The sequence below is a fragment of the Marinobacter maroccanus genome, from assembly GCF_002933275.1.
GTDB lineage: Bacteria > Pseudomonadota > Gammaproteobacteria > Pseudomonadales > Oleiphilaceae > Marinobacter > Marinobacter maroccanus.
In genome coordinates, this window is sequence record NZ_PSSX01000003.1 from 171,671 (window position 1) to 193,606 (window position 21,936).

Annotated in this window: 18 protein-coding genes; 6 read left to right on the plus strand and 12 right to left on the minus strand. The window is 60.3% G+C overall.

Annotated features, from left to right (window positions below):
• Positions 1-9: 9 nt before the first annotated feature.
• The 5 genes from KEHDKFFH_RS05420 to KEHDKFFH_RS05440 all read right to left on the minus strand — a co-directional run bounded on the left by KEHDKFFH_RS05420 (position 10) and on the right by KEHDKFFH_RS05440 (position 7,169).
• The gene (locus tag KEHDKFFH_RS05420) at positions 10-1,374 is read right to left on the minus strand and encodes a TRAP transporter large permease (protein WP_104320968.1); all 1,365 of its coding nucleotides are present in this window, start codon (positions 1,372-1,374) and stop codon (positions 10-12) included.
• Positions 1,374-2,012: a TRAP transporter small permease subunit gene (locus KEHDKFFH_RS05425; protein ID WP_104320969.1), complete on the minus strand. Its 639-nt coding sequence runs from the start codon at positions 2,010-2,012 to the stop codon at positions 1,374-1,376. Before KEHDKFFH_RS05425 ends, KEHDKFFH_RS05420 begins: the two co-directional genes overlap by 1 nt.
• Before the next feature lie 116 nt (positions 2,013-2,128).
• Positions 2,129-3,181 (minus strand): TRAP transporter substrate-binding protein, encoded by a 1,053-nt coding sequence (locus KEHDKFFH_RS05430; protein ID WP_104320970.1) that lies wholly within the window; start codon positions 3,179-3,181, stop codon positions 2,129-2,131.
• Positions 3,182-3,505: 324 nt separating this feature from the next.
• Positions 3,506-4,918 carry a sigma-54 interaction domain-containing protein gene (locus KEHDKFFH_RS05435; RefSeq protein WP_104321099.1) on the minus strand — a complete coding sequence of 471 codons (1,413 nt, stop codon included), beginning with the start codon at positions 4,916-4,918 and terminating at the stop codon, positions 3,506-3,508.
• A gap of 142 nt (positions 4,919-5,060) precedes the next feature.
• Positions 5,061-7,169, minus strand: a complete 2,109-nt coding sequence (locus KEHDKFFH_RS05440; RefSeq protein WP_192875747.1) for a 3-hydroxybutyrate oligomer hydrolase family protein — start codon at positions 7,167-7,169, stop codon at positions 5,061-5,063.
• A 416-nt stretch (positions 7,170-7,585) separates the two neighbouring features.
• On the opposite strand from KEHDKFFH_RS05440, the gene KEHDKFFH_RS05445 reads away from it, so the two are divergent.
• Positions 7,586-8,434 carry an alpha/beta hydrolase gene (locus tag KEHDKFFH_RS05445; protein ID WP_192875748.1) on the plus strand — a complete coding sequence of 283 codons (849 nt, stop codon included), beginning with the start codon at positions 7,586-7,588 and terminating at the stop codon, positions 8,432-8,434.
• 11 nt (positions 8,435-8,445) lie between these two features.
• Here the strand turns inward: KEHDKFFH_RS05445 and KEHDKFFH_RS05450 are convergent, their stop codons facing one another.
• Entirely contained in the window at positions 8,446-8,808 is a 363-nt protein-coding gene (locus tag KEHDKFFH_RS05450; protein ID WP_104320973.1) for a DUF6164 family protein, read from the minus strand.
• Positions 8,809-8,905: 97 nt separating this feature from the next.
• On the opposite strand from KEHDKFFH_RS05450, the gene KEHDKFFH_RS05455 reads away from it, so the two are divergent.
• Genes KEHDKFFH_RS05455 through KEHDKFFH_RS05470 form a run of 4 tightly spaced genes read left to right on the plus strand, consistent with a single transcriptional unit; the run spans position 8,906 to position 13,403 of the window.
• A complete protein-coding gene (locus tag KEHDKFFH_RS05455; RefSeq protein ID WP_104320974.1) occupies positions 8,906-10,315 on the plus strand; it encodes a DUF2868 domain-containing protein in 1,410 nt (469 codons plus the stop codon).
• Complete coding sequence (locus KEHDKFFH_RS05460) at positions 10,312-11,742, plus strand: GTPase/DUF3482 domain-containing protein (RefSeq protein WP_104320975.1); 1,431 nt, start codon at positions 10,312-10,314, stop codon at positions 11,740-11,742. Before KEHDKFFH_RS05455 ends, KEHDKFFH_RS05460 begins: the two co-directional genes overlap by 4 nt.
• A gap of 50 nt (positions 11,743-11,792) precedes the next feature.
• Positions 11,793-12,188 (plus strand): ectoine synthase, encoded by a 396-nt coding sequence (locus KEHDKFFH_RS05465; protein ID WP_064229395.1) that lies wholly within the window; start codon positions 11,793-11,795, stop codon positions 12,186-12,188.
• Positions 12,189-12,200: 12 nt separating this feature from the next.
• Positions 12,201-13,403, plus strand: a complete 1,203-nt coding sequence (locus KEHDKFFH_RS05470; RefSeq protein ID WP_104321100.1) for an MFS transporter — start codon at positions 12,201-12,203, stop codon at positions 13,401-13,403.
• A gap of 210 nt (positions 13,404-13,613) precedes the next feature.
• Here KEHDKFFH_RS05470 and KEHDKFFH_RS05475 read toward each other — a convergent pair whose 3' ends face one another.
• Together KEHDKFFH_RS05475 and KEHDKFFH_RS05480 are read right to left on the minus strand one after the other, a co-directional pair.
• A complete protein-coding gene (locus KEHDKFFH_RS05475) occupies positions 13,614-14,789 on the minus strand; it encodes a type III PLP-dependent enzyme (protein ID WP_104320976.1) in 1,176 nt (391 codons plus the stop codon).
• 180 nt (positions 14,790-14,969) lie between these two features.
• Entirely contained in the window at positions 14,970-15,788 is an 819-nt protein-coding gene (locus KEHDKFFH_RS05480) for an ATP-grasp domain-containing protein (RefSeq protein WP_104320977.1), read from the minus strand.
• 143 nt (positions 15,789-15,931) lie between these two features.
• On the opposite strand from KEHDKFFH_RS05480, the gene KEHDKFFH_RS05485 reads away from it, so the two are divergent.
• A complete protein-coding gene (locus KEHDKFFH_RS05485; protein WP_104320978.1) occupies positions 15,932-16,786 on the plus strand; it encodes an eIF2B alpha/beta/delta subunit family protein in 855 nt (284 codons plus the stop codon).
• Here the strand turns inward: KEHDKFFH_RS05485 and hrpB are convergent.
• From hrpB to KEHDKFFH_RS05505, 4 genes are read right to left on the minus strand one after another with little or no spacing between them, the layout of a single operon-like run.
• Entirely contained in the window at positions 16,740-19,220 is a 2,481-nt protein-coding gene (gene hrpB / locus KEHDKFFH_RS05490; RefSeq protein ID WP_104320979.1) for an ATP-dependent helicase HrpB, read from the minus strand. The genes KEHDKFFH_RS05485 and hrpB overlap by 47 nt on opposite strands.
• A 22-nt stretch (positions 19,221-19,242) precedes the next feature.
• Entirely contained in the window at positions 19,243-19,914 is a 672-nt protein-coding gene (locus KEHDKFFH_RS05495) for an SCO family protein (protein ID WP_104320980.1), read from the minus strand.
• 8 nt (positions 19,915-19,922) lie between these two features.
• Positions 19,923-20,843 carry a heme o synthase gene (gene cyoE, locus KEHDKFFH_RS05500; protein ID WP_104320981.1) on the minus strand — a complete coding sequence of 307 codons (921 nt, stop codon included), beginning with the start codon at positions 20,841-20,843 and terminating at the stop codon, positions 19,923-19,925.
• On the minus strand, positions 20,840-21,901 hold the full coding sequence (locus tag KEHDKFFH_RS05505) for a COX15/CtaA family protein (protein ID WP_104320982.1): 1,062 nt from the start codon (positions 21,899-21,901) through the stop codon (positions 20,840-20,842). Before KEHDKFFH_RS05505 ends, cyoE begins: the two co-directional genes overlap by 4 nt.
• Positions 21,902-21,936 lie beyond the last annotated feature (35 nt).

A 21,936-nucleotide genomic window follows, 5' to 3' on the forward strand; every position in this document is an offset into this window, starting at 1 on the left:
ATTTTCTCCTTAGTCGTAAGCCACACTCGGCAGCCAGGTCGCGATTTCCGGCACCACGAACACAATGGCCAGAGCTATCAGCTGGATAATGATGAACGGAATAACGCCACGGTAGATATCGGTAACGGCGATCTCCGGCGGCGCCACACCCTTGATGTAGAACAGAGCGAAACCAACCGGCGGTGTCAGGAACGATGTCTGCAGGCACATGGCAAACAGAATGGTGAACCACACCAGATCGAAACCGAGCTGCTGCACTACGGGCGCCACCAGCGGCAGGATGATCAGAGTAATCTCGACCCAATCCAGGAAGAAACCGAGCAGGAAGACACCAAACAGGATGGTGAGAATAACGCCGTAGGGTCCGAATGGCAGGCCCAGCAGGGCATCTTCGATCACTTGGTCGCCACCCAGGCCGCGCAGTACGACAGAGAAGGCGGTCGCGCCCAGGAAGATGGCAAAAATGAACGCAGCTGTTCGGGTTGTCTGCTGCATGGAAGAGTTGAGCACTTTCAGGTTGAGTCGGCCGGACATCAGGGCCAACAGCAGAGCGCCCAGCGCACCAACACCGGAAGCTTCCGTTGGTGTTGCTATGCCGGCAAAGATGGAACCCAGAACACCCAGGATCAGTGCGGCCGTCGGTACCACGGCTTTCGCCACTTCCCAGACGATTGCCCAGGTCACTTTCTCCGTACCCTCCGGCACCGGCGCAATGTTCGGTTGCAGCATCGGACGGATAATGGCGTAGGCCACGTACATGGCACCCAGCATCAGGCCGGGGAAGAACGCGCCCATGAACAGATCGCCTACTGACGCCTCCGGAACCGCCAGGCGGTCAGCCATCAAAACCAGCATGATCGAAGGGGGGATCAGAATACCCAGGGTCCCGGTGGCGCAGGCAGTGCCCACGGCAAACCCCTTGTCGTACTTGTTCTGCATCATCACAGGCAGGGATAGCATGCCCAGAAGCACGACGGAGGCACCGATGATACCGGTGGTCGCGGCCAACAGGACGCCGATAACGATTACGGTGACCGCGTAGCCGCCACGGACGGCGCCAAACAGCTTGACCATGCTGTTCATCAGGCGCTCAGCCACACCGGACTGGTCAAGCATGATGCCCATGAAGATAAACATGGGCAGGGCGACAAGGGTCTCGCTGTTTACCACCTTCCATATTCGTTCGGGAACCAGCCCCATGGACGACTGATAATCAAACCAGAGGTTGGCACCAAAATTCTCAACAGCAATGACACCGACGACAGTCCAGATAACCGCAGTGCCGCCCAACACCCACGCGACCGGATAACCGGTCATCAACAGCGCCCCGAAGGTGAGGAACATGCCGATTACAAAAAGGGTTTCAAGCTCCATCAGGACGCATCCTCTTTCTTATTGTTCCCGGACTCGATCCGGATTGGCTTCGGAAAGCCGAAAAGCAGGGCAGTGACTTTCAGCAGACGGGACAGGGCAGCGATAATCAGAAGTACAAAGGACAGTGCCAGAATACCCTTGAGGATCCAGCGGTAGGGCAGCCCGGCAGGTGCCTGACTGGTCTCGCCCTGCTCCCAGGAACTGACTGCGTAGGGAATCATTTCGTAAACCGCCAGTCCGAGAAACGGCAACAACAGGAATACCAGACCAAACAGTTCGATCCAGGCCTGGCCTTTGAGCGAAAGGCGCTCATGGATCACATCCACCCTCACGTGATCATCGGTTACCAGGGTATAGCCCAGCCCCAGTAACCAGCCCGCACCGGCCAGATGCCACTGGACTTCCTCCAGGGTGACCGACCCCATGCCAAAGGCATAGCGACCGACTACCGCATAAATGATCACGCCGGTGACCACAATCCAGAGCCAGGAAGCAGTCTTGCCGATAGCTGAAATCACAGCGTCCAGGGCCTGGCTGAGCCAGGTGGTCGGAAACTCGGTGTGATGATGAATAAATTGACCGGCATCCGACGCCGATGCGTGCACATCGGGCGGTGAGCCTTTATCAGACACTGCCATACAACAGTTCCTCGTTCAGAAAGCCTGTCGTGAAACAAGGATGGCCCCGCAGGGCCATCCAGACTAAATCAGTGAGCACCGGAAGTACTTCCGGTGCCCAGGGTCAGCCCCGAACCTTAGAGGTCCGCCGGAACATAGGCGCGCGTGTCCCAAACCTTGTAGGATTCCATGAATTCCTGCTGGCTCTCGTAAACACGCTTGAAGTCGGCATCCTTGGCAGCTTCTTCTTTCAGCACTTCCTCGGTGACCGCCTTCAGCTCTTTAAGAACCTCACGGGGAATCTGGTCGGCCTGAACACCCTTGTCCTGGAACTCGGCCAGAACCTTGCCGTTCTTGTACTCGCCCTCAGCCAGACCACGAGTGGTCGCCGCGGTGCAAGAAGCCTCAACCAGTGCCTTCTGGGCTTCAGTGGCTCGATTCCACTCGTCCTTGTTGATCAGCATGTATTGGGCGGTGAACTGCTGGTGCCAGCCCGGGAACAGGTTGTACTTGACCACCTGGTTAAAGCCGAGGATCTGGTCGATGGCGGGCATGGAGAATTCAGTGGCATCGATGGTGCCTTTTTCCAGTGCCTGGTAAAGCTCGCCGCCCGGCATCATGGTGACAGAAGCGCCCAGTTTCTCGAGAACCTTGCCACCCAGGCCGGCGAAGCGGATCTTCAGGCCCTTGTAGTCTTCCAGTGTTTTGATGGGCTTGGAATACCAACCTGCTGTTTCGGGCCCGATAATGCCGCACAGCTGTGCGTGAACGTTGAAGCCCTTATTGGCATAGGTTTCCTGCAGCATTTCATGGCCGCCACCGTAGTAATACCAGCCGATGTAGGCCGGGGGCTTCATGCCGAAGGGAACAGCGGCAAACAGGGGAATCGCAGGTACCTTGCCCTGATCGTAGCCGATCCAGGTGTAACCAGCGGATACCTTGCCGTCTGAGACGGACTGCAGGATGTCGAACGGCGGAACCAGCTTGCCGGGCTCATAGACACGGACCTGGATGCTGCCACTGGAGGCGGTGGTCAGGTTATCTGCAACCCAGGCGGCGGGAGAACCGAGGCCAGGAAGGTTGGTGGCGAAGGCAACGGGCATTTTCCAGCGCAGGTCGTCGGCAAACGCAGAGCCCGTGGTGAGAGCGATCGCACCGGCCACACCGGTGAGAGCCTTGAGAAGTTTCATTGGCAAGTCTCCTAACATTGTTATTGTATCTGGCCTGGCGCGGATAGCCGGGGCCTGATCTGAGTATAGTCAGAGAATGCAGGAACAGACGGACAGGGTTAATCTTGGGGGTCCAACAGTTTGCGTCAGTCTTGTTCTCTGCATTGTTCTGACGTCCTGCGTCCCGGAGATTGCAGGCACTGTGCCAGGATACTTTTTATCTTTTATTTCAATAGATTGGAGATAATGGAAGAAAACCGAGCACACTAAAATGTCCGATAATCAGGACATATTAAGACCTCAGTCGTAGGTAATTGTACGGACAACAGGACATTCGTCCGGATTTCAGGACAGTCTGGCCAGTTTTTCGTAGAGTACAGACCTGGAGATGCCCAGCAGCTTGGCCGCACGGGTGCGATTGCCCCGGCTGGCAACGAGGGCTTCCTCAATGGCATGGGCTTCGGCTTCGGCCAGAGTCTGCGACAGCGGCCGGACCGGTTGAGGCGCCAGGGAAGACACCGGGCGATTACCATTGCGTGGCAATACCTTGAAGATAGCGTCTGCATCGAGCAGGCCCCCTTCCTCTCCCATGGTCAGGGCTCGCTCAAGCACGTTCCGAAGCTCCCGGATATTACCTGGCCAGTCATAACTGCCCAGGGCCGATACACCGGCGTCGGTGATCTCACCGCGCAGCTCAAGCCCTTCACAAATCTCTTCCAGCAGCGCTTCGCACAACACCCCGAGATCTGCCAGGCGATCTCTCAGCGGCGGGATCGGAATTTCCAGAACATTAAGGCGGTAATAGAGATCCGACCGGAACTCGCCCTCGGCGATCATGACCTCCAGATTTCGACTGGTAGCCGCAATTACCCGGACATCCACCGGAACCACCTTGTTGGAGCCCAGCGGTTCAATCTCGCCTTCCTGAAGCGCACGCAACAGCTTCGCCTGCAGCGGCAGCGGCATATCACCCACTTCATCGAGAAACAATGTGCCACCATTGGCCAACTGGAACTTGCCGTCCCGGGTACGACGGTCAGCCCCGGTGTAGGCCCCCGGTGCGACCCCGAAAAACTCGGCTTCCAGGAGGTTATCCGGAATGGCCGCAACGTTAACACCCACAAACGGTTTCTCCGCCCGGGCCGAAACCGTATGAATGGCCTGGGCCAGAACCTCTTTGCCGGTGCCGGTTTCGCCCAGCAGAAGCACCGGCATGTCCCGCCCGGCCGCCAGACGGGCCCGCCGCTTGACCTCAAGGGCCGCCGGACTGGCCCCGACAAAATCGCCGAGGCTGTACCGGGTGCCGCGGGATTTCTTTGCCAGGGCCTTGCGAGCCGCCGCCAGATCCTGATGCAGACGCCGATACTTGGAAACCAGCGGGGTCAGAGGTTGCAGATCGTCATACAGGACAAACGCAACCCCGCCCACGATTCCGCCGTCATCGTCAAAGTAGGGTAGTCGAGTCACAACCAGCTGCTGCTGATTGTGCTCCATGATATCCAGCAACAGGGGCTTGCCGGTTTCAACGACCTCCGGCATACGGGTCTGGGGAATCACCTGACGCACCGGTTTGCCGATGACCTGTGACGGATCGCCCAGGCCAAGCAGATGGGAATAACTGCTGTTGATCCAGGTAATCCGGGCATTCCGGTCGACAGCAATCGCGCCGGCACTGGCCTCCTCAAACATCGGAAACAGGGCTTCGATAAGGTCCCGGGTCAGGCCACTCTTGTTCTTGTCAGAAAACAGCTCTGTCATGTACCGCGCACCAACGGGTCGAATATCATTCATGGTAGTAACCCCGGCACCCGACGGACCGGGTGCAGTCACGGAAGTATATGAGGCCCCCGGACCGGGGGCAAACGAAGCCGGCCCGATAACAGGCCGGCCAGTGGCACGTTTATTCCGGAATCCGGACCTGGTCGTCTTCAAAGACGATCTGGTCTGCGGCATCCGGCTCGGGATTGATCGCCGGCAGGTTGGCTTCCGCCAGCGGTGTCGTGATGTCGCCCCGGGGCACAGTACGAACCACCTGGCTGGGCGGCAACGCCTGCTTCTCGGTCAGATTGGCCCAAACCAGATCCAGGGCCTGGAAGTAGTAGTGGTGCAACGGCACATAGCGGTCAGCAACGCCCGGGAAACCATTGAGCACGTCCAGGTGGTGGGCGTTGAGGATCTCGTAATACCGAAGGTTGCTTTTCTTCCCTTCCACTCGCTGATTCAGGCCGAAATAGGGCCTGGACGTGTGGTTGATTGGCAGGATTGCATCGGCACGACCGGTGACAAAGACCGTCGGCTTGCCCTGCAGATTACCCGAGGCACGGACATCGGCAATACCCTCGGCAATAGCCGTTGCCAGCTCGGCGTCGGAACCTTCCAGATCAGCCCCGCTAATGGCGTCGCTGCCCTGGGCAAGGCTTCGAAGACACAACAGGGCATCCAGGCCATAGTCCAACTGATTGGAGCTCGGTGACGCGCTGGCGGGCAGGCTGGTGGGCTGACCATCGGCACTGTCATACACGATGTTCACACCGGCTGACGGCGGAATGCCATTACTGACAGAGAACAGAGCCGCCTCTACCGATGGTGCAATCTGGGTCACCGCCCCAGCGGTATCGGTTGCCGCCAGACTGAGCTCACAGACCCGATCCTCCACACCGGCCCGGCCATAGGCGTTGGCATAGGTCATGGCAATGCTCGGAGCCACCGCCAACCCGAAGTGAACCGGCGCCAGCAGATTCTGCTCCGGCTGAATACCAAACTCTTCGTTCAGGATGCGCAGGGCGTCGGTGGCCCGGTCATCCAGAGTGGCACCGCTCACCAGACCCTTGTTGGCAAGGGAGTTACAGATATTCTCACCGATTGCCGGGGGATTGAAGGTGGCATTTAATGGCGCATCGTCCCGGATCGCAGGCGCCTGGTTGGCACAGCCCTGATAGACGGCAAGGGCCGTGGTGTAATCCAGCAGGCTACGGCTATGCTCGGTAATAACCGGGCCTTCACCCTGGCGAATGGTGAAGCTTCGGTCCACTTCCGGATTCACGTTGGGCTCTGACACCGCAACACCGTCAATCAGGCCGCGAGTGTCCTGCTCGGCAGCACGAACTGAAGAACCACCGCCATTGGACACACTGGAGGCAATAACCACGGTGTTTTTGGGATTGATGGTCAGCAGCGTTTCGCCGTTGCCCAGTTCCCGGCCAAACTTTTCGTTCAGCACATAAAAGCCGAATTCAATGGACTGCAACACGTGCAGGCCCCAGTCGGCTTCCGGGTTGGCTTTGGAGTGTGCGTGCTTGTAGGCAAAACGGTCCGGCCAGCTATTGTCGAAGTCTGCGCGCTGCTCATCGGTCAGATCAGCCCGGAACTGCACTGGCTCATCGGCGGAGGTAAGCGTGCCATCCATGCGCTGGGCGGTGTTGGTGGCCAGGTTATGGGAGCCGGTCCCGGTGCCCTTGTCGGTATAGACAACGGCGCACCCCTTTTTAAGCCCCCACTCACCGGCGGTGCCGATGGCACCATAGATGCCACGAGAGCCCGAGGACGGCGCTGTCACCATGCAGGGGCGCTCGGGATCAAAACTATCGGGCACCTGTGCCATGACCGTCACCGGCACGTCGGTACCCGGCACCGCCATGTAGGCAAGGTATTCGTCCCCCGGAATCAGGCCTTCACCGCTGGCGTCGACCTGCGGGCCGAAGAAGGTGCCATAACCGCCGCCGGGAGCGGTATCCACCAACGCGCGGTAATTGTTATAGATCGCCAATCGACGGAGTTCGGCAGCGGTAGGATTAAGAGGGTCTGCAAACGCAGGCGCGGGCGCAGTGGCCAGTCCACTGGCACCGAGGCCTGCAGTTAACAGGTCATCGGTAACACCGTCGTAGCTGGTCTGGTTTATGTCGCCCTGGATAAAGTCAGGGATCTCGTTGAAGGGTGGTTTTCCATCCTTGCAGGCAGTGAGGGTCATCCCCGTGGCGCCGATCAGGGCGCAGAGCATAATTCGTTTCATGATCGTTCCTTGTTTGTTGTTGTAAACGAACAGACCAGGCCTCAAGCCGGGCCCCGGGAACGCCATGCGGATCCTGTGCCAATCAGGTATCCTTCTGATTTATATAATCTTAATCCACCTTTTGGTTTCGAGAAGAGTAATTGTTCCGGATTTCCGGACAACCGACAGTGAATCTATCACGGAGAAATGGCGCCACAGTTGGCCTGAGGCAGGTTGTCCCGAAACTCGGACACTGTATGGAATGTCGGACAATGGATTTCGCGACCACCGGCAGGGTGGGAGCGACATCCACCCTTATCCCCTCTTCGTAAATCCCATGAGTCCCTTCAAGCCGCCTCAGAAAGGAGATACCAGTGCCCGGCCAGCGAACACGATTGAAACGGGGTGGACTATTTGGATTGATTGGAAGCCTGTTGATGCTGGCAGGGTGCGCGACCCACCACAATGGAGCTGCTTCCGCTGGTATCCCGGACGAGGGGGATTTCCGGGTAGATAGGGACCTGCGGTTTTCGCCCAGTGATTGGCCAGAAGCCCTGTTCGCCGACCTCTACCTTCCGACCGGGCAAGTCTCACAGCGGCGCTATCCGGTTGTCCTGATGGTTCATGGGGGCGGCTGGCAACGCCGATCACGGGAGGACATGGCCTGGATCGCAGAAGAGGTAGCCAGCCGCGGTTTCGCGGTGCTGAACATCGATTACCGGTTTGCACCGGAACACACCTTCCCGGCCCAGCTACATGATCTGCAACTGGCCCGACAGTGGCTGAACCGGCATGCCGGTGAGTATCACCTGGACCCAAACCGTGTCAGCGGCTTCGGTTTCTCCTCCGGCGCCCATCTGATTGCGCTGATGGCCCTGGTGGCAAGCTCCGACAGCGACCTGAACCAGCCCCACGGCGGGCCGGAAACCCGACTGAATGCGGTTGTCACCGGCGGCCTGCCTTCCGACCTCATGGCCTTTGGTTCGGGCAAACTGATCCGGCAATTCCTTGGGGGGAAGCAGCAGGAAATACCGGAAACCTATCGCAAGGCGTCCCCGATCAGCCATGTAACCGCCAACGCGCCGCCTTTTTTCCTGTTTCACGGTGCCATGGATATGCTTGTGCCTTTCAGTCAGGCAGAACGGTTTCGGGAGGCTCTCGAGGAACACCAGGTCTGCAGCGAACTCTACGAAATGCACCTGCGGGGGCATGTCACCAGTTTTCTGACCGCGGGCGATGCGGTGGACCAGGCTATCGGGTTCCTCGCCCGCCAGCATGAGGGGTGACGCCCGCGCCGCTACCCGATCCGGATGAAAGGCAGCAGGCTCAGGCCCATGATCACCAGAATGGCAACGCAGGCCGCCAGAGTCCGAATCGGCCGCTGCCTGAGCATGAACCAGAAACCGCCGGATTCGCCCCGGGCCAGGTGCTCCTCGTAGGCCCGCCGCTGGATTTCATAACGTTGCCGCTGATACTCATCCAGCAGCGCCCGGGCCCGGGCCGCCTCATCGTCATCGTGCACCCAGAAACCGCCCATACTGATACCCCAACGGCTGGGCGGCGTTTCGTAATAGGCCACCTCATGGGCATCGAACAGAGCACGGATTTCATCGGCCTCGTCATCGGGTACATGGCGCAGGTTCATCAGATGGTGGGGCATAGACTCTCGTTGTCTGGTATCAGGTGCAGGTATCCCTATATCCTAGCACTAAAGCCCGATCGGGCCCGACTGCCCGAATTCGACAACGGAACCCTGAATGACCGACAGCCCCCTCCGATTGCTGCTGGAATTTGATAGCCAGGCGCAACGGGACAGATCACAGCCTCCCACCTTCCTGCATCGACGGGACCGCAAGTTCGCACTGGTGTGTGAGGAGCAGGGCGTGGCCCCGGACGCCGCCCGTTGGCTGGCCCACCTGAACCGGCTCAGCGGACCCCGGGCAACCCCGGCAGCCACCGACCAAACCCTGGCAACCTGGCGCCGGATTACCGCTGGCTTTTCAGCGGTCGGGTTGATTGCAGGCGTGCTTGCCATGGCCGGCCTGCTGTTTTACGACGGCGGCCAGCGCATCAACATCACGGTTTTTCTGGCGTTCGTGCTACTGCACCTGGTTCTTGCCCTGTTTACCACCCTGCAATCCCTGGCCGGATGGCAGCCCTGGCGCTGGCTGGTACAGCGTTTCGGGGTCAACCCGGGCGACGGGGTATTCAACAAGCTTCAGCCACTTCTGATGGCCAGGGCGGCTCATCTGGGTGGTATCGCCTTTGCCATCGCCGGCCTGATCACCCTGCTGGGTATGGTGGTCGTTCAGGACCTTGCCTTCGGCTGGAGCACCACACTGGATACCGCTGCCGCGAGCTACCACGGATTCATAAACACCGTCGCCACGCCCTGGGCCTGGGCCTGGCCGGCAGCCGCTCCGGATATTGTCCTGGTCGAGGCAACGCGCTTCTTCCGGGCCGGCGACCCAATGGCAAGTCCTGAACCGGCCCTGTGGGGCCAGTGGTGGCCATTTGTCACCATGCTGTGGACAATTTGGGTTCTGTTGCCACGTCTCATTCTCTGGGGCTTGGCCGCCGTGCAGACACGACAAAAGGCCCGTCGCCTGCTCGCCAGCCACCCGGCCATGCACGCCCTGATGTATCGTATGGAAACACCCGCCCTGGACACTGGCAACAGCCACCATGATGCCGACGACCTGCCGGACACCAGTGCTCGAAGCAATTTGCTACCACTGCCTGACAGCGACATCCTGCTGTGCTGGGCGGGCGCCGGGGAGCCTGAATTGCCAGAGGGGCTTCGCTCGGGCAAGGAGCTCGTGCTTCGGTCGGGCGGCAGCGCCAGCCTCTCGGACGATGACCAGACCCTGAGCCGGATCTCTGAGCACCTGAAAAACCGTTCCAAGGCCGTCATTCTGCTGGTGCGCTGCTGGCAGCCCCCCACTGGTGAACTGCAGGATTTCCTGGAGACAGCCCGTGGCACCTGGCCTCGTGGCTCCCGGGTCGCGCTGGTTCCCCTGGCCGCGGACAGCAACCAGGAGCCCGATGCCCACCAGGTTCAGCCCTGGCTCCGGTTTGCCGAGCGGGTTGGCAGCGAGTTCGTTCAGGTATCACTACCGCCCTTCCAGATGCGGGATCCCTATTCAGCGGTCGGGGAGACTTTATGACCCAGGCACCAACCTTTGCCGTCGTGGGGCACCCGAACAAGGGCAAGTCCAGTGTGGTGGCCACACTGTCCCAGAACGATGCAATCGCCATTGCCCTGGAACCCGGCACCACCCGCAAACGCCAGGCCTATCCTCTGAAAGTGGATGGGCAGACCCTCTATACCCTGGTCGATACACCCGGTTTCCAGCGTCCGCGCCGGGTTCTGGAATGGCTGGAAGCCCACAGTGTCTCCGCCTCTGACCACGCTGACACTGTCAGGGCCTTTGTAACACAACATCAGGGCGATGGCCGGTTCACCGACGAATGCGAGCTTCTGATGCCGCTAATCGAGGGTGCCGGGATCATTTACGTGGTGGACGGCTCGGTGCCCTACAGCGCCGAGCACGAGGCGGAAATGACCATCCTGCGCTGGATCGGTCGCCCGAGTCTGGCACTGATCAACAGCATCGGCGCCGACGATTACAGTGATACCTGGCAGGCCGCACTGGGGCAGTTCTTTCAGGTTGTTCGTCGATTCGACGCCGTTCGCGCCCCATTTGAGCAACATCTCGGTCTTTTGCGGGCATTCGGACAACTGGAACCGGACTGGGAAACGCCACTGGAACAGGCCACTCACTACCTCTCCGCCCAGCGTCAGCAGCGCCGCCAACAGGCGGCGGCACTGATTGCCAGGGCACTTGAGGGCATGATGTCGTTCCAGGAGAAACGCACCCTGACCGCCGACCAGGCCGCCGGCATCAGTGACGGCCCACTGGCCGACCAGTTGAGGCAACGCTGGTATCGTCACCAGCGCAAGCGGGAACAGACGCTGCGTGTCGAGATTGAACACCTGTACCAGCACCAGCGCATCCGCCGACAGGAAGCCGAGCTGGAGTGGCACAGTGAGCACGACCTGTTCTCGGAAGACAGCCGCAAAGCCTGGGCCGTCAGCAAGCGCTACCTGGCCACTGCGGGCTTCGGCGCGGGTGCCGTCAGCGGTGCCGGGATCGACGCACTGACCTTCGGCTCTTCACTTGGAACCGGCGCCCTGGTGGGCGGCCTGATTGGCGCAGCCGGCAGTTATTTCTATGGCGACCGGCTGGCTCTGCCGGCTCTGAACATCGGCGTACTTCGGGACGGATTGAAAACAGCCACCTTCGGCCCTGTACAGGACAGCCAGTTCGGCTATGTTGTATTGGGGCGTGCCGTGGATCACTGGTGGCACATCAGCCACCGGAATCACGCCGGACGGGAACTGCTGGATCTGGAACCAGCGGACCATCACTGGCTGGAAAACCTCGGGAAAACCAGCCGACAGGACATCCAGAGGGCTTTCGACAAGTGTCGTAAACAGCGCCCCCTCGACGAACGCCAGCGAGAGAAGTTCACCTCGGCCATTGAGCAGGCCATGGCTGTTTACGACGATTGGCGGTTGAACCGCACCTGAAAGGGATGTTTATACTAAAAGGCTATTCCATCACAAAATGAGGAATGCGAATGAAAATCGTACGAGTGCAAGACATCATTGGTACCGAGCGCGAAGTCCACGGACCGGGCTGGACCAGCCGCCGTATGCTGCTGAAAAAGGACGGCATGGGCTTCTCCTTCCATGAGACTATCATCCCAGCCGGTGCCGAACTGAACCTCTGGTACAAACACCACCTGGAAGCTGTCTACTGTGTTGCCGGTAACGGCAAGATCCTGGACAAGGCCACCGGTGAAACCCACGAGATCACCGACGGCACGCTTTACGCACTCGACAAGCATGACCAGCACACTCTGTACGGTGGCACCGAGGACATGCGACTGATCTGCGCCTTCAACCCACCGGTCACTGGCCGTGAGGTCCACGACGAAGACGGCGCTTACCTGCCGGACACCAGCGAAGACTGATTCGTTTTGACCGTGGCTGAACACCAGGCCGCGACTTCACCGCCACCGCCAGCCAAGCTGCTGCCGGTGGCGGTGTTGCTTTGGCTGGCCGGCGTTTATCTGCGGATTCCCGTACTGGTAGCACCACCCCTGGCGCCGTTCATCAGCGACGAACTGGCGCTGACCCAGGCATTGACCGGCGCCCTGACAACCCTGCCCATTCTGATGCTGGCCATCGGCTCCATGCCCGGTTCACTGGCCATCGCCCGGATCGGCCCCCGCAATACTCTGGCGCTTGCCATGGTCATCATGGTCATCGGCTCCGCCGGCCGCGGCCTGGTACCCGACACTTTCACATTGATGCTGGCCAGCGCCGTCATGGGGCTGGGTGTTGCCATGATGCAGCCCGCTCTGCCGGCACTGCTACCACGATGGCTGGAACCCCACCACCTGGCCCTGGGCTCCGCCATCTACATGAACGGAATGCTGATGGGCGAATTCATCGGCGCCGGCATCACCCTGCCCGTGCTCATGCCCCTGCTGGACAACAGCTGGCGGGCCACCCTCCTGGCCTGGTCACTACCAGCCCTGCTGGTTGCCGCCGCGCTTTATCTGCCCAGACGCGACCGGGCGAAACCCGTCGGCAAGGTCTCCTGGCTGCCCGACTGGAGCAACCCCCTGACCCTCAAAATCGGCCTGCTCCTGGGCCTCTCCGGCTCCATGTTCTTCGGCCTCAACGCCTACATGGGCAATCTTCTGCAACAGCAAGGCCAGTTCGACAAACTCTCCGATGCCCTGTTCTGGTACAACATCGCCCAGGTCTTCGCCTCCCTGACCATGCTGAAAATGGCCCGTTACTGGGTCGGGCGCCGCTCGGTCATCATCGTTACCGCCGGCATCAGCATCATAGGCACCCTCGGCGCCATCACCTTCACCGGCTGGTGGGCCATCGCCAGCGCCACCCTGATGAGCCTCACTGCCGGCATCCTGCTCATCCTCCTGGTCGCCATACCGCCCCTGGTGACCACCTCCAGAGAAACCGGCCGCCTGTCCGCCGGCACCTTCCTCGTCGGCTACACCATGGCGTTTTCCATACCCATGGCCGGCGGCCTCATCGCCGACTGGACCGGCGACGCCCGACACGCCATCCTCACCATCATCGCCTACAGCGTCCTGGTCCTACCCCTGGCTTTTACTCTGGATCTGAGACGAAAAAAGGACCAGCCCGAAAGCTGATCCTTTAAACGCTGAAAAAGGGGTCAGAAGAAAGCGTTCTTCTGACCCCTAATCCTAATCTTCCCCTCGCGGACTCCCCGAACCCAGCCAGAACGGCCGTGGGGTGAGGGAGCTTTTTCTGGCGGGAAAAAATGTCTGAGCAAAGCGAGTTGTTTTTCCCAGAAGAAAAAGCTCCCCCGCCCCGCGGCCAGACTCCAAGCTAAAACAGGGTCAGATGTAGTAGTCCTTCAACGGAGGAAACCCGTTAAACTCAATGGCGCTATAAGTCGTGGTATAAGCCCCCGTAGACAGCCAATACATCCGATCCCCGATGGCCAGGTTCAGCGGCAGCGGGTATTTATGGTGCTCGTACATGATGTCGGCACTGTCACAAGTCGGCCCGGCAATCACACAGTCCTCGCCTTCGCCCACCTTCTCCGTCCAGATCGGAAACTTGATCGCCTCATCCAGCGTCTCGATCAGCCCCGAAAACTTGCCAACATCGGTGAACACCCAGCGGTGCAGGGCGGTGCGGGATTTACGGGAAATCAGCACAACCTCGCTCACCAGTACACCGGCATTGGAAATCAGCGAACGGCCCGGCTCGATGATGATCTCCGGCAGTTCCGCGCCGAAATCCTCGTGCAGGAACCGGGCGATTTCCTCCGCGTACACCTTCAATTCATTGGTGCGGGTGATGTAATTGGCCGGAAATCCACCGCCCATGTTGATCATCTTCAGCTCGATGCCGTCTTCTTCCTTCAGGCGCTCGAAAATCACCTTTACCTTGTTCAGGGCCGCGTCCCAGGCGCCGATCTCCCGCTGCTGGGAACCCACGTGAAAAGACACGCCGTAAGGCACCAGGCCCAGGTCGCGGGCCAGGATCAACAGGTCCATGGCCATGTCGGTCTGACAGCCAAATTTGCGAGACAGCGGCCAGTCGGCAGTCAGTGTGCCTTCGGTCAGGATACGCACGTACACTTTCGAGCCCGGAGCCGCCTTGGCGATGTTGCGAAGGTCTGCCTCTGAGTCCGTGGCGAACATACGCACGCCCTTCTCGTAGAAGGTGCGAATGTCCTTCGCCTTCTTGATGGTGTTGCCGTAGCTGATCCGCTCACCGGTCACACCCAGGGCCATCACCTTGTCCAGCTCATACACCGACGCGATATCGAAACAGGCACCCTTGTCACGCAGCATGGTCAGGACCTGCGGGGCCGGGTTGGCTTTTACCGCATAGTAAACCCTGGCGTAGGGGAAGCCTTCCACCAGCTCATCGTACTGGCGATCAATCGTGGCGGTATCAATCACCACAAACGGGGTTTCCTTGCCGTCGGCAAAGTCCTTGATGCGTTTGAACGTCTCGGCGCTGTAGTAATCAGCAATATTGGCGTTGGCGGCTTCGGTCATGGGTGGTGTGTCCCTCCACAGGGCAAACAGGCATAAAAAAAGGCGCCACAGCGAGGCTGCAGCACCCATAGGATGTCGCGATCATCGGGCTTTTTTTCAGGTCAGGATATGAGCATATCTACCCATAAGTAATGGACGATATCGGCACCGCCAATGGCATGAAATCTCGCGCACAAAATCTCAGACAGCCACCGGCCAGAGCGGCGTTGGATCGGTGGGTCCGTCCGGGTCTTCTGGCGCGGTCTGACTCTTCAGATATCCCAGGATCGCATCCTGCAATTCGGTGCCCTGACCCAGGCCCTGATTTCCAAAAAGCCGATTGAATTCCAGCACGTAGGGGTAGCCTTCCACCAGCGCAATATCAAAACCTGCGTGATCAACACCCAGTTCCCGGGCGAGCCTCAACGCCAGATCCGTCATTACCCGGGGCACCGGACTCATATCGATACGACCACCGCGGGCCACGTTATTGTAGAACCCCTGGTCGGCCTGGGTTCGCCAGTAAGCCGTCAGCACCCGATCACCGACCACCACAACACGGGCATCACGGTCCAGGGGAAGGTATTCCTGGGCGTAGAGCACGTCGGTGCGCTCGCAGTAGCGGCGCCAGTCCTCACCGGTTTCGATCAGCCAGACGCCTTCGCCCATGCTGGCCTTCGGTAGCTTTGCCACGAACGGATGAGCCATGGCATCCCAGATCATGTCCCGTTCCACCGGACCATTGGCCTCGATCATTGTCCAGGGGGTGTGCTCCGGGGCCACCGCCTGGAACGCCCGGGTCATTTCAATTTTGTCATGGCCGATGCGGTAGCTGGCAACGCTCGGAAACACCCGGCATTTCAGGCCATGCACCAGCGCATTCAACTGCCAGTATTCGGGGAACAGCACCCAGTCGGCCTCCCGCAACAGTTCTTTATGGCGCAGACACTGGTCCGGCTTGAGAACGGTGGTGTTGGGAAAGCCCAGGGTCCGGAAAATATCGAAGGAGACAAGGTGCATGGATACGGCGCACTCGGGGGTTGAATTGCGCGTATTTTATACAGGGTTGCCGTCCAGGCAAGCGGTATTTTCACTACTGAGGCATCATGAAAACGCCTTACGGGTGCTACCCTTGAATCAGGCAAGGTGATTGGGCAGGAAGAATGCAGGAATTTGATTCCAGAGCGCGCTCTATTTTGGCTGGGGTGCGGGAAGACTTGCAGTCCGGCGCCACGCAGCTGGCACTGAATACCCTCGACGGACTCCTGTCCTACCTGGACGAGGTCAGACCGGACGTCGAAACCCTTTCCCGGCTGCTGGCAGAGCTCCGGGCCGCCCGCCCGAGTATGATCGTAATTGGCAATGCCCTGGGCATGATCGAGCAGCGGTTAGCCAGGGATCCGCATGCCGCTCGACAGGCTGTCCTGGACACGCGGGATCAGTTGCAGAACGCCACCAGAACCATCACCCGGCACGCCCGCGATCAATTGCCAGAGGCACCCGTTATCCTGACCCACAGTGCCAGCTCCGTGGTCCTGGCGTTGTTCCGGGACATGGCTGAAAATCATCAGTCCTATTCTGTCATCTGCACACAGAGCAGCCCGGGGTTTGAGGGTCACTCCCTGGCCCGTGCCCTGGATGATCTCTCAGTGCCCGTCAAGCTGATTACCGATGCCCAGATGGGGCTGTTTGTTTCCGGGGCCGATGTGGTAATCAGCGGGTGCGACACCTGGCTCACCGATGGTTATTTTATCAACAAAAGCGGTACCCACCTGTTAGCTCTGGCAGCGCGGGCCGCTGACACGCCCTTCTGGGTCCTGGCGGACAGCTTCCGCGAGAGCGACGCGGACGCCGCATCGGTTGAGCTCGAGGAAATGCCGGTAGAAGAACTCAACGCGCCTAAAGGGGAGTGGATCACCCCCCGGAACGTCTACTTTGAGTTGGTGCCACACGCCCTGGTCAGCCAGCGGATCAGCGAGCAGGGCGTTTTTTCGTGCCCTGCTGGGCCTCAGCGGTAAAGGGATCTTCCGGCCAGGGGTGCTTGGGGTATCGGCCGCGCATGTCCTTGCGTACCTCGGGGTAGGCGTTGCGCCAGAAACTGGCCAGGTCCGCGGTAACCGCCAGGGGGCGCTGGGCCGGAGATAGCAGATGGATCACCACCGGTACGCGCCCGCCGGCAACGGCCGGGGTTTCTGTCCAGCCAAACAGGGCCTGGAGTTTGGCCGCCAGAACCGGGCCATTGTCCGCGGCATAGTCCAGGCGCACCCGTTGGCCGGTGGGGATGCTCAAGTGCGTTGGCGCCAGGGCCTGAAGCTGCTGTTGTGCCGGGTATTCAAGCAGACTGTTCAGGGCCGCCAGCAGGTCGACCCGGGCCAGATCCGACCAGCGGCCCATGCCAGCCAGAAACGGTCCAAGCCAATCCTCCAGATTTTCCAGCAAGGCCGCATCGCTTGTGTCCGGCCAACCATCATCCGGGAAGTTGTCGGCGAGCAACCGCACGCGAGCACGCCACTGGCGGCTGTCATCGGTCCAGGGCAGGCTTTCCAGGCCCTTTTTCCGGATGGCGTTGATCAGGCCCTGTTGAACCAGTTCCGGATCCACCCGGGTAATCGGTTTCTCCTGCAGGACCAGTTCGCCCAGTTTACGTACCTGTCTCGCCAGGATCTTGCCCTGGCTGTCGTCCCAGAGCGCCTCCTCGGTTTCGTGTATATGGTCAGCCAGGTCCAGCTCCAGATCCGGGATGTCCACCGGCGCGGCCAGGTAAATGGTCGCCTCCCGGGCCCGGCCATCCAGCTCGGCTGCCACTAGCCAGTCGTGTCGGGCCAGGGGATCATCCTCTCTCAGTGCCGCGCCTTTGCCATTACTGAGTTGATACCTTGGCGCCTTACCCGGCCGCCGGCGGGCAATACGATCCGGATAGGCCAGGGCCAGTAACCGGCCGACCTCCGTCTCGGACGGCATTGGCGCATCAGCCGAAGCCGGTCCGGAAATCCGTCTGGCGGACTGACACACGGCCTTCAGTCGGGCCGCATCCAGCGAGCGATCACGTCGCTCCCCGTAAAACACACGAATCCGCTCGTGCATATCCGCCCCGGCGCCGGGACCCAGAAGATCGCGTTCTTCAAGCAGGGCAGCCAGGGCAGCGGCAGGCCACCCGTGCCCCATGGCGCGGCCTCTCAGCACCATATGCGCAAGGCGCGGGTGGATTCCCAGTTCACGGGCCGCTTTGCCGTGATCCGTTATAGCCCCTTCTGAATCGAGCATATCCAGCCACTGCAACAAGGCCACCGCCTGTTGCCAATGAGCCGCCGGCGGTTCGTCGATCCAGTCTACAGCGGCGGCATCCCGGGCACCCCATTGAGCCAATTCCAGCACCAGGGGCGCCAGATCGGCTTCCAGAATTTCCGGAGGCGTATAGTCCGCCAATCCGAACTGTTCCGATTCGCTCCACAAGCGGTAACAGATACCCGACTCCACCCGACCGGCCCGGCCCTTGCGCTGTTCCGCCGAGGCCCTGGAGACCCGGCCGGTCACCAGACGGGTCATGCCGCTGTTGGGGTCAAAGACCGCCCGGCGCTGCTGGCCGCTGTCGATAACAACCCGTATGCCCTCAATGGTCAGACTGGTTTCGGCAATGGCCGTGGCCAGCACCACCTTGCGCTGGCCTTCAGGCGCAGGTGAGATCGCCTGATCCTGCTGTTCCGATTTCAGGTTGCCGTAAAGCGGTGCAACCATCACATCGTCCGGCAGGTTTCCCCGCAGTTGCTGCTCCACCCGGCGTATTTCACCGGCGCCGGGCAGGAACACCAGCAGGGAGCCGGTTTGATCCCGCAGTGCCTCCTGAATCACCGACGTGACCTGATCCACCATCCGGCCATTGCGGGGCAGTGGCCGGAAGTGCATGGTCACCGGGAATGCCCGCCCCTCGCTGGCAATTACCGGGACGTCTCCAAGCACCCTGGCAATGGGTGCGGTATCCAGGGTTGCCGACATCACCAGCAGCCGCAGATCCTCCCGCAAAGCCTGCTGGGATTCCCGAACCAGGGCAAGGCCAAGATCCGCCTGAAGGGAACGTTCATGGAACTCATCAAAGATGACTGCGGCGTAGTCCTCCAGCATCGGATCGGCCTGGATCAGCCGGGTCAGAATACCCTCGGTCACAACTTCAATGCGGGTTGCGCCAGACACCCGGGTATCCAGCCTTGTGCGGTAACCCACCGTCTGGCCGGGCTGTTCATTGAGCTGCCTGGCCATATAACGGGCCGCGGACCGGGCCGCCAGGCGACGAGGTTCCAGCATCAGGATCTTGCCGTCACCGCGCCAGGGCGCCTCAAGCAGAGCGAGGGGAACACGGGTTGTTTTACCGGCACCCGGCGGGGCCTGCAGGAGTATGGTACTGGTCTGCTCCAGAGCCGCTTGCAGCTCTGGAAGAATGGCGTCGATAGGGAGCATCGGGTTCCTGGTTTTCAGGGCCTCAGGAGCTTACCCGGTCACGATTGGCCTTCGCCCACTGGTAGATCCGCTCGAAGGCCTCGGCCAGGTTGTGCGGATTATGGGGTGGCTGGATCACAGCAGCAAGTTCGCCATCGGGATTCAGCAGCGCGAAGTGGCCGCTGTGATCCACCAACAGCTCGCCGTCCACCTCCCGGTGCACAAACACTGCGCTGAGGCTCTTGGCCAGTTCCCGCAGGGTATCGAGATCGCCGGTCAGGCCGTGGAAGTTCTCTCCGAAGAAATCGGTGTAGGCTTTCAGTTTTTCCGGCGTGTCGTGCTCCGGATCCGCGCTCACCAGCAGGTAGTCCGGCTGGGGCAATTCCTTGGAAAGCAGTTTGTCGGTCTGGCGCAAATTCGCCATGGCCGCCGGGCAGATATCCGGGCAATTGGTGTAGCCCACAAACGCAAAGGTCCAGCGCCCCCGCAGGCTTTCCCGGGTGACTGTTTCACCGTTCTCATCCGTCAGCGTGAATTCCGCCAGCTGCCGTGGCTGGTCATAGACATAGGTGTTGAACTCCGTCAGCTCTGGCGCCGGAAGCGGTTCCTCGTTGCCCACCAGGAACACCTGTCGGCCGACAACCAGTCCGAAGATCAGAACGACGATTAACAGCAGACAGAACAGGGTAAGGCGGATAGAGCTGATAGTTTTCATGGATCGACTCAGAAAAACACAAAATGATCCACAAGCAATACCACAAACAGGGCCATGAGGTAAGTGATGGAATACTTGAAGGTATTCAGGGCCACGCGCCGGTCATCCCCCTTCAACAGTCGCACCGCGTACTGCAGGAAGCGCAGGCCAAGGGCCAGGGCGCCAACCAGGTAAATACCGCCGGACATGCCTGTGACAAAAGGTAGCAGACTGACCGCCAGCAACATCAGGGTGTAGAGCAGGATATGCAGCTCGGTGAACTTGTTGCCATGAGTAACCGGCAGCATGGGAATGCCCGCCTTGGCGTACTCTTCCTTGCGGTGGATGGCCAGGGCCCAGAAATGCGGCGGGGTCCAGGCGAAAATGATCAGCACCAGCAACAGGGCATGGCCCTCAACCTGGCCGGTCACGGCGGTCCAGCCCAGCAGCGGTGGCATGGCACCGGCGAGGCCGCCGATGGTGATGTTCTGGGGCGTGGCCCGCTTGAGGAACAGGGTATAGACACCGGCATAGCCCACCAGGGAGGCCAGGGTCAGCCAGGCGGTAAGGTGATTCACCTGCCACATCAGCACAGCCATACCGACACACGCCAGGATGGTCGCGAACAGGACCGCATCCAGGGGCGAAATCTTGCCCGTGGCCACCGGCCGCTTGCGGGTACGGGCCATAACCGTGTCGATTTTCTGGTCCACCACATGGTTAACCACGGCCGCAGCGCCGGCCAACAGGGCAATACCGAGATTACCCCACACCAGCACGCCCCAGCCGGGCACCCCAGGCGCTGCCAGCAGCATGCCGATAACCGAAGTGAGGATCATCAGCGCGACTACCCGCGGCTTGGTCAGCTCCAGGTAGTCACGCCAGGAAATGGTTGTTCTTGAGTCGCTCGCAATTGCCTGGGCCGGCAGTGCTTCCACATGCTCGCTCATGCCGTAACCTCCTGGTTCATTGTTGTTGTGTGTGGTGCTTTGGCGCTGTGTGGCTTCGGTAACAGCTGATGCTGCCAGATCAGATGAATCACTGAAAGCAGGAGCCCCGCGCCCATGGCGTTATGGGCCACGGCGATGGACAGGGGAATATGGAAAATCACATTGGCCAGCCCCAGCAGGATCTGGGCGCCCAATAAGACCGCCACCAGCTTGATGGCGCTGTCGAGTCCGGAGTCCCCACGACGTCGCCACATCAACGCCAGCAGAGCGGTGAAATAGACCAGCACTACCATGGCACCAACCCTGTGGGTAACATGGATCGCGACCCGCCCGTCCGCCGTGAGCTGGCCACCCAGATAGTTGGGGCCTACGTGCTGGGTTACATCAAACCCATGCCGGAAATCCATGCCCTCAGGCCACCATTGCCCCTGACATGTGGGCAGATCGGTACAGGCAACGGCGGCGTAATTGGCTGCTGTCCAGGCCCCCAGGGCAATCTGCATCACCACCAGAAGAAGCCCGCCATACAGCCAGGGGCGGAAACCCGCCAAGGCAGTCGTAGGCAGTGGCTGCTGATCCCGTTTCTGCCGGGCTTGTCGTCGCAACCGAAGGGTCAGCAGGGTCAGCAAACTGAGAGTGGTAAAGCCACCGAGAAGATGCAGCGCCACCACCTGGGGCCACAATTTCAGGGTCACCGTCCACATGCCAAAGGCGCCCTGAAGAATAATAAACCCGGCAATAAACAGCGGCAGCTTCACAGGAACACCTTCCCGCCGGTAGCGAACGGCATAGCCCGCCAGCCCGAAGACCACCAGTCCCAGGGTTCCGGCGGCGTAGCGATGGATCATTTCCGGCCAGCCCTTTTCCACGTCCACCGGCGTGTCCGGGAAGCGGGCGTTTGCGATGGCAATGCTGGATTCACTCTGGGGGACGGTCAGGAAACCGTAACATCCGGGCCAGTCCGGACAACCCAGCCCGGCGTGGACCAGGCGGGTCCAGGCACCGAGCATGATGACGACAACCGCCAGTAAAACAGCAAAGGTTGCCCACTTGGCCATCTTCCGGGCCGGCAGGGAGGATGAAGGAAACGACT

Bases quoted from the DNA above. Each gene is read 5' to 3' on its own strand.
- KEHDKFFH_RS05505 (WP_104320982.1), bottom strand. From the start codon at position 21,901: ATGGCCAAGTGGGCAACCTTTGCTGTTTTACTGGCGGTTGTCGTCATC.
- KEHDKFFH_RS05455 (WP_104320974.1), top strand. From the start codon at position 8,906: ATGACCGACAGCCCCCTCCGATTGCTGCTGGAATTTGATAGCCAGGCG.
- KEHDKFFH_RS05475 (WP_104320976.1), bottom strand. From the start codon at position 14,789: ATGACCGAAGCCGCCAACGCCAATATTGCTGATTACTACAGCGCCGAG.
- cyoE (WP_104320981.1), bottom strand. From the start codon at position 20,843: ATGAGCGAGCATGTGGAAGCACTGCCGGCCCAGGCAATTGCGAGCGAC.
- hrpB (WP_104320979.1), bottom strand. From the start codon at position 19,220: ATGCTCCCTATCGACGCCATTCTTCCAGAGCTGCAAGCGGCTCTGGAG.
- KEHDKFFH_RS05440 (WP_192875747.1), bottom strand. From the start codon at position 7,169: ATGAAACGAATTATGCTCTGCGCCCTGATCGGCGCCACGGGGATGACC.
- KEHDKFFH_RS05445 (WP_192875748.1), top strand. From the start codon at position 7,586: ATGCTGGCAGGGTGCGCGACCCACCACAATGGAGCTGCTTCCGCTGGT.
- KEHDKFFH_RS05495 (WP_104320980.1), bottom strand. From the start codon at position 19,914: ATGAAAACTATCAGCTCTATCCGCCTTACCCTGTTCTGTCTGCTGTTA.
- KEHDKFFH_RS05465 (WP_064229395.1), top strand. From the start codon at position 11,793: ATGAAAATCGTACGAGTGCAAGACATCATTGGTACCGAGCGCGAAGTC.
- KEHDKFFH_RS05435 (WP_104321099.1), bottom strand. From the start codon at position 4,918: ATGACAGAGCTGTTTTCTGACAAGAACAAGAGTGGCCTGACCCGGGAC.
- KEHDKFFH_RS05480 (WP_104320977.1), bottom strand. From the start codon at position 15,788: ATGCACCTTGTCTCCTTCGATATTTTCCGGACCCTGGGCTTTCCCAAC.
- KEHDKFFH_RS05460 (WP_104320975.1), top strand. From the start codon at position 10,312: ATGACCCAGGCACCAACCTTTGCCGTCGTGGGGCACCCGAACAAGGGC.
- KEHDKFFH_RS05420 (WP_104320968.1), bottom strand. From the start codon at position 1,374: ATGGAGCTTGAAACCCTTTTTGTAATCGGCATGTTCCTCACCTTCGGG.
- KEHDKFFH_RS05485 (WP_104320978.1), top strand. From the start codon at position 15,932: ATGCAGGAATTTGATTCCAGAGCGCGCTCTATTTTGGCTGGGGTGCGG.
- KEHDKFFH_RS05450 (WP_104320973.1), bottom strand. From the start codon at position 8,808: ATGCCCCACCATCTGATGAACCTGCGCCATGTACCCGATGACGAGGCC.
- KEHDKFFH_RS05430 (WP_104320970.1), bottom strand. From the start codon at position 3,181: ATGAAACTTCTCAAGGCTCTCACCGGTGTGGCCGGTGCGATCGCTCTC.
- KEHDKFFH_RS05425 (WP_104320969.1), bottom strand. From the start codon at position 2,012: ATGGCAGTGTCTGATAAAGGCTCACCGCCCGATGTGCACGCATCGGCG.